Source organism: Undibacterium sp. GW821-FHT11H02, from assembly GCF_058808015.1.
In genome coordinates this window covers 50,324-63,455 of the sequence record NZ_JBXARG010000005.1, presented here as the reverse complement: position 1 = coordinate 63,455, position 13,132 = coordinate 50,324, and the positions used below count along the sequence as shown (strand labels likewise).

6 protein-coding genes are annotated in these 13,132 nt (G+C 46.9%); 2 read left to right on the top strand and 4 right to left on the bottom strand.

What is annotated here, in order from left to right; translation table 11 throughout:
* The first annotated feature begins 46 nt into the window (after positions 1-46).
* On the top strand, positions 47-1,129 hold the full coding sequence (locus tag AC1RR2_RS06870; protein WP_493221550.1) for a TFIIB-type zinc ribbon-containing protein: 1,083 nt from the start codon (positions 47-49) through the stop codon (positions 1,127-1,129).
* Positions 1,130-1,365: 236 nt separating this feature from the next.
* Here the strand turns inward: AC1RR2_RS06870 and AC1RR2_RS06865 are convergent, their stop codons facing one another.
* The 3 genes from AC1RR2_RS06865 to AC1RR2_RS06855 all read right to left on the bottom strand — a co-directional run bounded on the left by AC1RR2_RS06865 (position 1,366) and on the right by AC1RR2_RS06855 (position 9,168).
* On the bottom strand, positions 1,366-1,800 hold the full coding sequence (locus AC1RR2_RS06865) for a type 2 periplasmic-binding domain-containing protein (RefSeq protein ID WP_493221549.1): 435 nt from the start codon (positions 1,798-1,800) through the stop codon (positions 1,366-1,368).
* A 17-nt stretch (positions 1,801-1,817) separates the two neighbouring features.
* Positions 1,818-2,981, bottom strand: coding sequence for a hypothetical protein (locus AC1RR2_RS06860; protein ID WP_493221548.1), 1,164 nt, complete (start codon positions 2,979-2,981; stop codon positions 1,818-1,820).
* Between the two features lie 1,072 nt (positions 2,982-4,053).
* Positions 4,054-9,168 carry an alpha-2-macroglobulin family protein gene (locus tag AC1RR2_RS06855; protein WP_493221547.1) on the bottom strand — a complete coding sequence of 1,705 codons (5,115 nt, stop codon included), beginning with the start codon at positions 9,166-9,168 and terminating at the stop codon, positions 4,054-4,056.
* 375 nt (positions 9,169-9,543) lie between these two features.
* Here AC1RR2_RS06855 and AC1RR2_RS06850 point away from each other — a divergent pair, with 375 nt between their 5' ends.
* Positions 9,544-12,183, top strand: a complete 2,640-nt coding sequence (locus tag AC1RR2_RS06850; protein ID WP_493221546.1) for a TonB-dependent receptor plug domain-containing protein — start codon at positions 9,544-9,546, stop codon at positions 12,181-12,183.
* A gap of 114 nt (positions 12,184-12,297) precedes the next feature.
* Here AC1RR2_RS06850 and AC1RR2_RS06845 read toward each other — a convergent pair whose 3' ends face one another.
* Positions 12,298-13,128, bottom strand: coding sequence for a helical backbone metal receptor (locus tag AC1RR2_RS06845; RefSeq protein WP_493221545.1), 831 nt, complete (start codon positions 13,126-13,128; stop codon positions 12,298-12,300).
* Positions 13,129-13,132: the final 4 nt, after the last annotated feature.

The following is a 13,132-nucleotide window of genomic DNA, read 5'->3' as shown; positions in this document are numbered from 1 at the left end:
CGCATCAATTTCGCCCTGACCGTCATCGTTTTTTTTGGACCCGCTTGTGACAACCAAAACTTATCCCTGCACCCAATGCGGTGCCAAACTTGAATTCGCTCCGGGCCAGTTGGCACTCAAATGCCCTTATTGCGGCAATCAAAATCAAATCGAAGCCAATGAAACCGAACAGGAAATTGCCTACGAAGAATTAGATTATCAAGCCTTTCTGAGCAAACAAGCGGGCAATGAAGCGGCCATCGAACAGCAGACCGTTAAATGCACGGGATGCGGTGCGCAATCGCAGTTTGGACAAAACATCGTCTCGGATCGTTGTCCATTTTGCGCAGCACCAATGATCGCCGCCAACGCCTACGCCAAGCGCCAGATTCAACCCAAGGCCATCGCGCCTTTCGATATCAAAGAAAGCGACGCCCGTAAAAAATTCAGCGACTGGGTGCATGGATTATGGTTCGCCCCCAACGCCCTCAAGCGCGCCTATCGCGCCGAGCGCGGACTGAAAGGAATTTACACGCCCTACTGGACCTATGACGCCGATTCTGACACCACCTACCAAGGGCAACGCGGCGTCGATTACACCGTCACCGAAAGCTATGTACAAGACGGTGAAACCAAAACACGTCAAATCACCAAAACAGATTGGTACCCGGCCGCCGGTGAAGTGCAAGTCAGTTTCGATGATGTCTTAGTGATCGCCTCTAAAACGCTACCGAAACAATATGCCGACAATCTGGCGCCTTGGAATCTGGGTAAGCTACAGGGCTATCGCGATGACTATGTCTCCGGCTTCACGGTCGAAGCTTATCAAGTCGCGTTAGAACCCGGTTTTGTCGATGCCAGAGCTATCATGGAAGACGCCATACGTAGCGCCATCTGCCGCGACATAGGCGGCGATCACCAACGCATCACCGCCATGCAGCCACGCTATTCCAACATCAGTTTTAAACACATCCTGCTACCGATTTGGTTATCGTCCTACAAATACGGCGAGAAGACTTATCGTTTTTTGGTGAACGGACAAACCGGTGAAGTACAAGGTGAACGCCCTTACTCCTACTGGAAAATCGCGGGCGCGGTTTTGTTGGCGTTTGTTGCGGTGATGGTGGTGATAGCTTTGACGAAGAAATAGATTGAACGCTGCTCTCTTGGCGTTACAGTTTCTAAATTTTAGTAAGCCGATCGACAGATAAGCTATCTATCCAACACTTATGTACATTCCCGCTAAACCAAATAAATCGCGGCACAAGGTCTAGGGCCTATTGCCCTATCTATCGTTAGTTCACCCACAATTTTTTAAAAAATCCATTCCAAGATCCACATCAGCGCACCTTGGAACGGGTGTGACTGTCAATTCAACACGATTTATCAATCAATTTCTAACAAAACTTTAACGCTGTTATCAACTGCGCTTTTTTCGATATAGCCTACGGCATCTGGATTGCCAGCGACTATTTTTTTGACTTCAATACTAGTAAGTGCTTCTCTAGGCGGTGAAGATTTGCCAGAAAAGACTAAGCGTGCCCATATTGCTTTTACCTGCCCTGGCGTTTTATCAGCCACCTTGCTATAGAAATTCTTCCTCAATTCGGAAGTTTCGCTTTGATCCACTAGCACTGGCGTACCGGCGCCAGGTAGTTGACTCGATTTCCCGAGAAACAAGGCTGCGGTCTGTTCTTTGCTCATACCAGTGACAGCACTTTTGGCACCCACCACCACGGCGATTTGTGCACACGCAAAGTTGCTCATACTGCTAAGCAAAAGTGTCGCCATACTCATGGCGATAAGTAGCTTCTTTTTCATGATCCGCTCTCCTTATCTCAAAATACGCGGTCGTAACTCAAGCGTAGAACCGTGGCATTGCCACCAAAATTATTGGTGACATCGGTGTGTCGATCAATTTGTGCTTTGACCGCACTACTCGCATCTAGATCGTATTTCAAAGTCAGAGACCAACGCTTGTAGGATTGCGGCGCATACTTATTTAGATCAGAGCTCTTCTCCTTGTATTCCGCATAGTTGAGGAAAGGCGTCCAATCTCCCAAATGCACTCCCGCACCTAAGGTAAATGCTGGGGCTTTATAACTGTATCCGCCAAGACTAAAGTCGCGCCGTAACTGCGTGACTTCGGACAAAATGAACCATTTATCGAGATCGAGATTAAGGGATAGACCGTAAGCGCTGAGCTTCGCCGTATCGTCTTGTTCGAGATCGAAGACTTGAGTACGAGCATTCGCTTGCATGTAGACACCACGTACCGTCAACGGACCATTGTTCAACTCCATATCACCACCGATGATACTTTTCCAAGACACTTCAGATTTATTCGGATAGTACAAGCTCAAATACAATGGATCTTTAACTTTCTCAGAACCAAAAAAAATGCTGGCTGTAAGATTCGTGTCCCCGAAATTATTGTTATAGCGCAGGCTGGCGCCGTTGTAGTTGGTCGCTTCCCAACCATATAATTCTGGCGGCGTACTCACCCAAGGATAGGACAGTCCAATATCCTGAAAATCCGAATAGTAATAAAGTGGAATTCGCTTACGTCCAAGCTGAACTTCCCAATGTTTATCCAATTTATATCCGCCATAAGCCCATTGAATATTTGGTGTGTTATCGGTTCCGCGTACTACAATTTGGCTTACCAAACTGAAATCGGCATTCGGTTTGTAATTGAACTGAATACCAGCTCGAGATTCAGGTTTGAGAGAGAAATTATCACGATAGACACCTGCATTTCCCCAATCTGCGGTATAGCAGGGACAATTCGCGCCAGCGACAGGAGTGCCATTGACATCGCCTTGTATCACTTTACCTCCAACCAAGGAAACGAACCCGGTAATTTTGAAATCTGTACCTGTCTCCTGCGCCAAAGCGACGGAAGTTAAGGTATTCGATATTAAGAATAATGCCAAGGCGAAGAGAACAGCGTTTTGTGTGAAAGGTGAAAACTTCTTGAAGCGTGGATCGGCATGAATCATGATACTTCTCCTTCTCATTGGATACACAAAGATGCAAACTGACAATGCATGTTCGGCTCTTTTTTTCTACATAGCAAGAAAATTACGGCACAGCACTATTTAAATGTCGCTTAATTTCTATTTTGTCTCAGAAATAGACCAAATGAATTACGCTATATCAATTCATCCTGGGGTCTATTTAAACATGACGATGTCAACTTTGTAGAAAGTTAACAAATCGTCGATAGATATACTTATCCTTTCCGCATCTTAAAAAATGGCAGGTTCCGGCATAGATAGAGCCGTCCTCCTAGTGGCCTTAGCCCCAAAGTTAATCGAAGACAGCGTGGCGTCAATTACACCACCACCGGGAGTATGTAGAAGACGGCGAAACTAAGACAATTGAGGTCACTGAACTAATCGGTATCCAGCCGCAGGTAGAGTACCGGTCAATTTTGATAGGGTCTTAGTTTTCATATCTAAAAGCTAGCTAAACATTGCCCAGACAGACTTACTGGGTGACATCTCGATAGGCATAGGCCTATCGCGATGACCAGATGCCGGGCTTCGTCGACGCCAACTGCCGCGACATAGGCGGCGATCACCAACGCATCACCGCCATGCGCTCACGCTATTCCAACATCAGTTTAAACACATCCTGCTACCGATTTGGTTATCGTCCTACAAGTATGGTGAAAAGACTTATCGTTTTTTGGTAAACGGACAAACCGGTGAAGTACGATGTGAGCGCCCTTACTCCTACTAGAAAATCGTGGGCGCGGTTTTGTTGGCGTTTGTTGCGGTGATGGTGGTGATAGCTTTGACGAAGAAGTAGACAGAAATTCACATAATGCTTGACAAAGACAAATGATAATAAATTAGAAAATTTCAACTATGCAAGGAGGTCGCAATTTGCGACCTCCTTCTTTCCCTGTGTGTCATATTGAGACATGAATTAGACATCTTGCCTTACCAACGAAAGTCACTGGATTCCTGCTAAAAGCACGCAGGAATGACGTAGTTTGCAGTGTCATTTAACACCTCAAGGACGATATCGATGTACGCATCCTTGAGGCATTACCTAACAAACCAACTACTTCCCACCCCGCGGATCAAGCACATTCACCGCCTCTGGTGAAGGTCCATAAGCTCGGATGTCGGGTCGGTACATATCTTCAGCATAGGTCCCCGGCACATGGAAACGTCCCGGTGTAACGACGCGTAGCATGTAGAACAGATTGATAGGGTTGCCGTTGAGTCTGACCGCGGCAACGAATCTATCGTCTCGGTATTCCTTATGCTTGATGCGTTCATCTGCCATGGCCGCTGCGAGGTTGACACCATCGATGCTGAATTCGCCTGCTTGCGGGCCTTGTGAGATGTTGAGATTTTCCACCTCTAAACCTGCTGGGATATGATCGATCACCATCGCATCTTCGATGATTTGTTTAGACTTGGCGGTGACGCGTACGATCAGCATGTCGCCGACTTTGAGATTGCCGCCGCTCCATGGCTTGCCGGCAACGGTAAACCATTTGCGTTCTAAGCTGATTTTTTCTGCACTTGGAATTGGCAATTTCAATGGATAGCCACTGGCTTCAAGTTCTATCCACAATGGATTCGCACTCTTGTTTTCCAGTGTGATGCCCTTAAATGCCAAGGCGGGATCGAAGCTGCGACTTTCGCTGTTTTTTGAGCTGATGGTGTTGCTTCCTTCGGCGGTTTTAAGCACTACTTCCCACGGATCGGTGACGGAGCCTCCGGCTGCCCGTGCTGCCAGGAATAAGGCAATCCGTTCTTGGGTGGAGAAATAGCCGCGTGGCTTACCAAGACGATCTGCGAGGTTGATCAACATGGTTTCACGTTGTGGATGAGTGACTTTATGGCGCAACATCAATGCGTAAGACATAGCTTGATCGCGCACTGCCGTACCGTAATCTCCAAGCCAATCCCATTCCCAATCGGTACGCACGCCATATGGTTTCGTCATGGCGTCGTTAAAGGCGACTTCAGCGCGTTTTTGATCGCCCATCATTTGCAATGCCAAACCAAGGTGGACTAAAGGCAAAGGTGATTTGGCACGATCACGATAGCTGTCGTGTAGCAAACGTAACGATGCTAAAGACGCTTTTTGATCACGTGCCAACATATAGCCTATGTGCGCTAATTCAGCAAAACGTTGATGACTGTTGCGAATCAAATCGTAATCACGCCAGTCATAGCGACCGTTGGCATCAGGCTTAAGCGCGGCAGGCAATGGCGAGAACTGATTCGCTGCGCCATTGAGTTTTTCCGTCATCCATTTTTGTGCGCGCTTGCTCATTTCTTCTGGCACGTTAAAACCAGCTTCGCGGGCATCCGCTAAGAAGCTAGTGACATAAGGCGTCAGCCATAATTCGTAAGCGCCGTCGTTACCATTCCACAAGCGGAAGCCGCCTTCCGCACCTTGCATGCCCGCGATGCGACTGATCGCACCTTCGATAAACTTGGCACGCTGCTCGCGTGTATGCGGTGTTAAACCAACTGCTTTGGCACCTTCTTCATCAATGTAAACATGGGGATAAGCGGCGCTGGTAGTTTGTTCTAAACAACCATAGGGATAGTCGAGCAAACCCTTGACGATGCTGCGTACATTCAATGGTGGACGATTCGACATTGCGACACTCAAGGTGGCTGAACCACGGTAGAAACGTTCTATCATGTTTGCATCGAGTTTTTGTGTCGCACCCGGCTCTATACGCAGACGACGTGCATCTTGTTCACGTGGTACTGGCGGCTGGATTTGCAGCGCAAATTCCCTATGAATCACGACCGGCTTTGCGCCTGTTGTTTTGACATCGAGACTGATGCGTGACAGGCCAAAGGGTTCAGTCGGCTCTACGTTAAACCGCAAAATAGTTCTTTGCTTAGGAACTAGTTTGACATTGCGCTCTCCCTCGGCGATTTTCAATAGTTTATCAGCGGAGAGTTTGATGTTAATGCTCTGTTCGCCTTGCATCATATTCGTCACGTCGAGCGCGAATGTCGAGGTATCACCAGGGCCAATAAAGCGTGGCGTCGCGATCTCGGCAACGATAGGTGCACTGACTACGACTTCTTTATCGGCGCTACCATAAGCATCGTCGGTCGATGCAACAACCATGACGCGCAAAGTACCATTAAAGTCAGGAATATTGAGCGGCACATCGGCTTCGCCTTTATCGTTGAGCTGTATGGGGCCCGAGAAAATATCAACCAACTTCACTTTTTTAGGCATGCTCTTGATATCGCGTTTGCCTGCGTCGCCACCCCATTTTATTTTGCCTGGCGTACCGTCCATACGCTCAATCAATTTGCCGTAAATATCGGTCAACTCGGCGCTGAAGCGATGTTTGCCGAAGAAGAAATCAAATGGATCTGGCGTTTTAAAACTGGTGATATTCAGAATACCAACATCGACTGCGGAGACCGTCACCATCGCTTTTTTGCCCGCCGCATTCTCGACTTTCACTTTAGCGATCATGCGTTTTTCTGGCTCGACTTGCGCAGGCGTCGTCACACTTACTTTCAACTTGCGTGTTTCACGTGCCAGCGGTAACCAGGTTAAACCCACTGCGCGTGCAGGTGTTACTTTATCGCCCTGACTACCGGGACGGAATACCACAGTAGAGATGTACATGTCCGAACGATTCCAGGCTTTATCAATGGGAATACTCACCGTCGTTCCGTCAGTGCTGACAGAAACGCGCTTACTCCATAACACTTTATCAGCCTCGACTAAGACCAAGGCTTCCCCATCATGTGGCGGGATGATCTTGAGTGTGACATCGTTACCCGGTTTGGCTGGTGCGCCTTCTAATTGCATGCGTACCCGATCAGGACGATTGCCTACGCTTTCACTATCTTGGGCATTCCAACCAGCATAGAAGAAATAACGAGCGACTAGATTCGTTTCGGGATCGGTGATTTCTAAACGATAGCGTCCCCACTTCACCGGCACGGTGAGTTTGGCACGATTTTTTAATTCTAAAGCGCCTGCGTGTATGGTTTCTTCCGCTTCGGAATAGCCAGAATGCCATCCGCGGCCCGCGTCATAGCGCCAGTAATATTCGCGCTCTTCTCGTATTAATTTAAACGGTGCTTGTTTGAGTACAGAGAACTTGCCTGAAGTATTCACACGAATAATTTCAAACTCCGCCATACTGCCTTCTCGTGCTACGTTTTTTTCAAACAAGGGGCGTATGCCTATCATGTATTGCGCTGGCCACCAGACGCGTTCTATCGAGCGCACGACCGGACGACCACCAGATTCCAATAAACTAAAAGCGGCGCGCACTTTCAATGGTGATTTCGCATTCGCGGTAAAAGGCACATCGACTTCGGCCTTACCGCTGTCATCCAAAGCGGCTTCTTCTAATTCAGAACGATTCTTGTTGGTATCATCGGCAAAATCGCCAAAGATAAATCCCGGCCATTCTTTAGCAACAGGATTTTTGAAACGTTCTTGTGCCACGCTGCCGAGCAGACGATTGCCTGCGGCGGGCGCACCGTATAAATAATCGCCTTGCACCGCCACGCTAAAACTGCTGGTATCGGCCAACGGTGTGCTCTCCGATTTCAAACTCAGCTTCATGCGTTCTGGTAAAAATTCTTCGACTTGGAAAGTGTAGATTGAGTCCGGACGTTTCGCAGTTGGATCGGCTCGGAACTCCAAGCTCCATTTGCCTGTTGCAGCATCGGGCGGCAAATCTATCGTATTCTGCAAATAGCCCGGCGTCTTAGAATTGGGTTGCCAGATACTAGAGCTAACGACATCACCACTCGGCTTTTTCAAATCGACTTTGATAGGTGCTGGTGGTAAGGCGACACCTTCGGCGGTACGCGCCATCAAGGATGCGGTGAATTTTTCACCCGGACGATACAGATCACGACCCGACCAAGCGAAGAGTTTTACATCACGTGGCAAATGACCGCCGATATCAAATTCGGCTAAATCCAGGCCAGGCTCTTGCAGAGCAATGATAGAAGTTTCTTTGCCGCGCTTGGCTAATAACAATTTAGCGCCATTCGGCAAACCCGGTAAAACGCCATGACCATCGCCATCGGTTCTGCCGCGCAGTAGAACTTTGCCGTCGTCACCCAAGACTTCCAACTCAATACCACTCTGTGCTTTGCCATCTTTTAATGAAGTCGTGAATACATCTGTTTGTTTGAGCTGGCGACGTACGTGCAAGCCAATGTCACTCACGTAAAAATAAGTGACCTGGTAATCGTATTCATAGTAACCAGGGCGGCGCATGACAGCGACATAGATGCCTGGCTCTTTAAGCTCGGTAATTTTCTCTACCGGTAAGAAACTGATTTTGCGGCTGTTTGGCACCTCATTGGTGACAAAGCGATTTTGATACACGCTATGAGCTATTCCTTGTAAGGCATTGAGTTGCCAGCCTGAGGTTAGCCCTTTTAGTTTATTACGATTGCTGTAATAGTCGTAGTAATACTCACCATCGCCGTCTCCCTCGCTATCTCCCTCTTCACTTTGTTGTCCGCGATTTTTGCCGACGACCATATCAATGAACTTCGGCAAGTTTTCTGGCGAGATGCGCAAAAATTCCACGTCAACTTCGGGAATATTCACCGTCACCACTGGCAGTCCGCCATTCAAACCTGCGGGCAAAACCGTACCTTTGCTGGCGAAGAAATAAGAGGGTGCCATCTCGTCGCTGATCACTTCGCAAGTCTGCGCTTGATCTAATTTTTTACCGGCACTGGAGACTATTGCTGCGCTCAAATTCACTTTGTATTTGTGACCTGCTTTGACGAAAGGAAATAGCAAGACATGCGGATTATCTGAGACTATCCAACCACCTTTAACTAATTCAATTGGCTTAGATGCGGCGGTCGCTGACGCATCGACTTTTTCTGATTTTTTAGACGTCTCTTTATCTGATTTTGTATCGCCAAGATCAGATACTTCTATCAGTTTATCAAGCGCTTGATCTGCATCGACACTCTGCGAAAACATGACTGCCAATGCCGGTTTATCGTCATGTAAGCGCGCCGTACAACTGCCCATCGCGAATGGTGCACTGGGATTGGTAACAATCGCATCACCACCGACTGGAAGATGTTGTTTTTGTTTTTTCATCCACCAGGCTCCCGCGGCGCTTGCGCCTACGGCGGCGGCCAACAGAATTATGCCTATGGTTTTCGTTGAAAATTGCGCCATATCCCATCCCAATAAATTAGAAACTTACACAAATGACCATTCACGACCAAAATTTGCCGTTTCGCCACAAATCAGGGCCGTCGCGAAACCATAGCAATATAGCATTTTGTTCTCGCCTACAGTGACAATAGTAAAAAGATTGAATCTGTAGTTTTTAATTTTCCAGAAAGAAACATATATGTGCCTTTGCAACATTAAATTGCAATAAATGCACAGTAAAAACAACACTGTGTGCGTTCAGATTTGCTCGGAAACGATGTGCTCATGTAGTATGACTCAGCCAGTTTCAATGACGAAACCTGCATACCAGTTGTAAACGCACGTTGCATGACGCACCCCGTCTGTAGCGATTTCTAAATAAGTGGGAGAAAAAAATTGAACAAGAAATCAACTGAATCCAACAAAATCGGGAAAAAAGAGGTGTTTGTAAAGAGCGCTGTCCAGGTAGCGATTTTGTTATTAGCCACAGGCTCTATGGTGCACGCGCAAGAAGCGACACCAGCAAAAACAAGTGAAAAAGCCACCCCACCACAAGAAGTACAAGTGGTTGTGGTGACCTCAACTGGTACACGCGGCTCCCAACGTACCGTGATTGATACCCCAGTGCCAGTAGATATTTTGGCTGCGTCAGAATTAACAAAAACAGCGCAAGCCTCACTCGACAAAGCTTTAGCATTCCGCGTACCTTCTTTTAATACCGTACAAACACCCGTCAATGACGCAACTTCTTTGCTTGATCCTTACGAAATTCGTAATATGGGTCCTAGCCGTTCTTTGATTTTGATTAACGGTAAACGCAAAAACTCCAGTAGTTTGGTGTACACACAAACTTCGCCAGGTCGTGGTGAAAGTGGTGCGGACATTTCTGCGATCCCACAAGACGCGATTAAGCGTATTGAAGTCTTACGTGACGGCGCCTCTGCACAATACGGTTCAGACGCGATCTCGGGCGTGGTTAACATTATTTTGAAAGACAACCCAACAGGTACATCGATCACTGGCAGAACTGGCGTTACCCACGAAGGTGACGGCAAAATGCAAGCAATCAGTATCAATCATGGCTTGGCTTTGGGTGATAGTGGCTTCGTCAATATGACTGTCGATTTTTCTAAGAATGGCTTAGCGTCACGCTCTGGCATAGTCAGCGCGCGTGGTGAAGCAGCGACTTTCGGCGACGGCCCAAGTACCTTTGCAGCTGACTTAGCGAAAGTAAATGCCTTCTTGGCGAAGAAACCTGACGCTGGCAATATCAATGGCTCGCCGGATACTCGCGCCGCAAAATTCCTGATCAACACACGTTATGATTTTGCCGGCGGTGCATCCATGTATGCTAACGCAGCCTATATCGATAAGAAAATCGACAGCTACGCAAACTATCGTACGCCATACTGGCGTCCAACTGACTATGGTCTGTTGACCCCAAGTGGATCAGCATACCAAGGTTATGTCCCTGGTTTCTTAGGGGCGTTAAAGGATTACAATGCTACCGTCGGCGTTAAATTTGATGTGGCTGGCTGGTCATCTGACGTCAGCTTGACATTCGGCGGCAATGAACAAATGTACACGGTCACTAACTCCGTGAACCGTGGTATGGAAGATGCTTATCTAGCGGCAGTCGCTAACAAGACAACACCATTACCACCGCATGGTCAAACCCGCTTTGATGCCGGTGGTTCTAAATTTAACCATACCGTTTTCAATGCTGACTTCTCAAAAGATATTGCCAAAGGTGTGAGTGCTTATTTCGGTACTGAAATCCGTGCAGAACAATATACATTGCTCGCAGGCGAGCCTGCATCATGGTTGTATTCTGGCGCCGATTCTTATGCTGGTAACACACCAACCAACTCCTTCACATCAACCCGTTCCAACTACGGTGTATATGGCGGAACGATGTTTGACGTCAGCGACGCTTTGGTTGTCGATGCAACTGCACGTTTCGAACGCTACAGCGATTTCGGCAATGCGACGATTGGTAAGTTAAGCGCCAAGTACAAAGTGAGTGATGAAGTGACGTTGCGTGGCTCTTTGTCAACCGGCTTCCGTGCACCATCTTTGCATCAGATCTACACACAGAAAACACAGTATTCATTCTCTGGCGGCTCAATTCAAGTTTCTGGCTTGGCAAGTAACGTATCGGCAGAAGCAACAGCACTGGGCGTACCAAAACTAAAAGCAGAAAAATCCACCAGCGTCACGTTGGGTATCGGCTACAAGCCCAACAAAGATACCAGCATGACTTTGGACTACTACAATATTTCTCTCAAAGATCGCATTATTTTGGGTAAAGAAATCAAACCAAGTGGCGATGCGACAGCTGAATTGGATAAGATCCTGAAAGCAGCCAACATCGTTTCTTTGAGCTTCTTCGCGAATGCCTTAGATAGCAAGACTTCTGGTATTGATTATGTGTTCAATCACAGAAATATGAAGTTAGGCGATGGCAAATTAGCGTTCAATCTGTCAGGCAATTACTCTTTGCAAAATGAGCGTGATGGTGCGGTCAACAATCCTGCTGCCATTGCTAAAGCGAATCAATCTGTTTTGGATATCACGCAAGAAGCTTTGATGTTTACTTCACGTCCGAAGTTTAAGACTATCATCGGTTTTGATTATGATATCAACGACTTCAACTTCTCTTTGAACAACACAGTATTTGGTCCAACTAAATTCAGAAATGCCGATTTGGATCAAAATCTGGAAGTTGTATTCAAAACGAAAGCTGTGACGGATTTTTCTGTCAACTACCAAATCAGCAAAAACATGACTTTGGCGTTCGCTGTGAACAATATGTTTAACGTGACACCATCATGGAAATTGCAAGCCGCTGGTGACAAAGCAAAAGGTCAGGCGATTTTGGATAGTAAAACATTGGATTACTCTGGTCGTACACCAACTCAAATCCAATCTGACAACATCACATTTGACCAACGCTACTCTATGGTCACATATGATGGCTCTCATTTCAGTCAGTTAGGCCGTATGTACAATCTGTCTTTGAACTATCGTTTCTAAACATTTGCACTCAGCTTGCTAAGAGCTGGTTGACACAGAAATCTCTGTGTCAACATAAAAAAAGACCGTATTTTATGCGGTCTTTTTTTATGTTTCCTTTGTTTTCAGAGCAAACTATATCTCTAATTTCGCCAGGTAACTTAAGCCCTGAATCGCCCGGCTACCATACCAAGACAACATTTCACCATCCACTAAAATAACAGGCTTTTGAATTTCACGCTGTAAGGCTTCAGCATGCTGTACCGTAAAGCTATACGGTTCGGTAGATAACAAAACACCATCGACTTGCTGCAAGCTCGCATCACTCCAGTCAAAGATTGGATAACGTTGCTGCGACTGACCAGACTGCCATTGTTGCCAGCCACGAGCCTGTAACAAATGTGCGATATAGGTGTCGCGACTGACTGTCATCCATGGGTCTTTCCAGATGCAATACAACACCTGTCGCGCTTGTGCATTTAGTTTTTGAACGGTCTGCAATTGTATCCATTGATTTTCAAACGCATCGCACAATGCTTCAGCACGTTGGCTGACATTAAATATCGTCCCCAACAAACGAAACAAAGTCAGGTTATCGCGCGGCGTAATCGGATGCGTGACCACCACATGTGGAATAAATTCGGCTAATTGCTCGACCGTCGGCTTTTCATTTTCATCGATATTCACGATCAAATGCGTTGGTGCCAGTTTGCGGATTTTTTCTATATTCACATCCTTGGTACCACCGATTTTAGGAATCGTTTGTACTAAGTGTCTAGGATGTATGCAAAATCCGGTACGGCCAACCAGACTCTGATGCAGGCCCAGATCACACAATAATTCGGTAATCGAGGGCACCAGACAAACGATGCGCACAGTCTCACCTGAACGGATGGCACGATGAGAATTACCATAAGCATCAATTAAACCAGTCCTAGGATTAACATCAGAAAATTTTGTACTCATATCC